This window comes from Nocardia sp. NPDC060220 (assembly GCF_042727815.1).
Classification (GTDB): domain Bacteria; phylum Actinomycetota; class Actinomycetes; order Mycobacteriales; family Mycobacteriaceae; genus Nocardia.
The window spans coordinates 1-2,099 of the sequence record NZ_JBHWZY010001055.1; the positions used below are offsets into that span (position 1 = coordinate 1).

Here is a 2,099-nt window from a genome sequence, read left to right on the forward strand (position 1 = left end):
GCCTGGACCAGTTCGGCGTGCTCGGTGTCGTACGCGTCGTCGGATTTCGCGGTCCGCGCGTGGATCACCTGCTCGATGATCGGCAGCAGCGAATCGTAGAACTCCAGATATACCGCGTTGTGGCTGGCGACGACGATCGCGCGGTGCAATTCGACGTCGGCGGCGATGGCCACCGGGTCGGCCTCGGCCCAATTCCGGTTGCTGCGTTCGGCGAGCAAGCGCTGGAGAGTGGCGATATCGGCGTCGTCGCGGCGGCGCGCGGCCAGGCCCGCCGCCGTGGTGTCGAGAGCTTGGCGCAGTTCGAGGATGTCGCGTTCGTGCGCGTCGGCGAAGTACTTGCCCAGGGTGCCGCCGACCTCGGAGGTGGCGATCACATAGGTGCCCGAGCCCTGGCGGCGTTCGAGCATGCCCGCGTGCACGAGCGCCTGGACGGCTTCGCGGACGGTATTGCGGCCGGTCCCGGTGAGCTCGGTGAGCTCTGGTTCGGTGGGGATCCGTTGGCCCACTGGCCAACGGCCGGAACGGATCTCGGCCCGAAGCTGTTCGGTGACCTGGGCGATGAGGCTGGTACGCCGGACGGGTTGCACGTCAGCAAGGGTACTGGGCTGTTCCGCCTCGCCGGGACTTCAGGCCGGACTCGACCAGCGCGGGCGGCCGGCGGTGCGTCAGCCCGTTCCGGCGAGTTCCCGTGTTCTCGCGGGAGATCGCTCACAGTCGCTTGGCAGTAGTCGTCGGGTCATCCTATGATTTCCGGGTGCCGCCGCTCCGTGATTTCCAGCCAGCTTCCGGCGCCGGGTCGACCCTCGAGGACGACCGGCGTGGTCGCGTCGACCCGTCTCCCGAGATCACCGAGCGGTCGCTGATCGAAGGTCGGCTGCTCGTTCTGGCGGCCATCATCATGTCGGCGCTCACCTTGCGCGCCGCTGTCACCGCATTCAGTCCGCTCGCCGAGACGATCGGCGCCGAGGTCGGGTACGGCACGGGGATCGTCGGGGTGTTCGGCATGTTGCCGACCGCGATGTTCGGTCTCGCCGGGCTCATCGCGCCGCTGTTCGTGCGCCGGTTCGGGCTCGAGCGGACCGTGTTCGTCGCGATGCTGCTGGCCGGCGCCGGGTCGCTGGTGCGGGTGTTCGCCACCGGGACCGGTGGACTGCTGGCGTTCTCCGGGGTGGCGCTGCTCGGTATGGGCATCGGCAACGTGGTGATTCCGCCGCTGGTGAAGCGGTATTTCGGCGATCATCTGGCCGCGATCAGCTCGCTCTACATCGTGATGGTGCAGCTCAGCACCGTCATTCCGGCGTTCATCGCCGTGCCGGTGGCGCAGGCGCACGGCTGGCGGATCTCGATGGGGGTGTGGGCGCTGGTCGGTTTCGCCGCCGCGATCCCGTGGTTCGTCGTGCTGCGTGATCGGCGTGGTCGCGACACGGTCGACACCACCGCGCTGCCCGCCGAGGCGCCCGAGACCGGCAGAGTCTGGCGTTCGCCGGTGGCGTGGGGGATGGCGGGCATGTTCGGCATGACCTCGCTGACCACCTACGCCATGTTCGCCTGGCTGCCCAAGATCCTGTCCGACGCGGGCGCGAGCGCCGGTTTCGGCGGCAGCATGGTCGGCTTGTTCGCGCTGATCGGGCTGATCCCGGCGCTGGGCGCGCCCACCGTGGTCTCGCGGATGCGCAATCCGTTCCCCGTCGTCGTCGGCTGCATGGTGCTGTTCGCGACCGCTTTCATCGGCCTGCTGGTGGCGCCGATGCAGGCGCCCCTGCTGTGGGTTGTGCTGCTGGGTCTCGGCCCGTCCACCTTCCCGATGGCGCTGACGCTGATCAACCTGCGCACCCGCACCCCCCATGGCTCGGCGGCCCTGTCCGGCTTCACCCAGGGGGTCGGCTACGCGATCGCCTGCACCGGCCCGCTGCTGTTCGGCATGCTGCACACCTGGACCGGCGGCTGGCTCGTCCCGTTCGCCATGCTGTTCGTCGCCCTCGGTGTGCTCCTCGCGGGCGCCTGGCAAGCCTGCAAGCCGCGCATGCTCGAAGACACCTGGAATTGATCTCACCGTTCGAGTTGCGAACCGGTGCGTTCGGAGTAATGCTGTGTAGATC

Annotated in this window: 2 protein-coding genes; one reads left to right on the forward strand and one right to left on the reverse strand. The window is 68.8% G+C overall.

All coding sequences use genetic code 11. The annotated features are described in order from the left end of the window. Nucleotides 1-587: FadR/GntR family transcriptional regulator (locus tag ACFWF3_RS33525; protein ID WP_379317978.1), on the reverse strand; the 587-nt coding region annotated here is incomplete at its 3' end. A gap of 311 nt (nucleotides 588-898) precedes the next feature. On the opposite strand from ACFWF3_RS33525, the gene ACFWF3_RS33530 reads away from it, so the two are divergent. Then, entirely contained in the window at nucleotides 899-2,047 is a 1,149-nt protein-coding gene (locus tag ACFWF3_RS33530) for an MFS transporter (protein WP_379317979.1), read from the forward strand. Nucleotides 2,048-2,099: the final 52 nt, after the last annotated feature.

Excerpts from the sequence above, each read along its gene's own strand:
- ACFWF3_RS33530 (WP_379317979.1), top strand. The coding sequence starts at position 899 with ATGTCGGCGCTCACCTTGCGCGCCGCTGTCACCGCATTCAGTCCGCTC.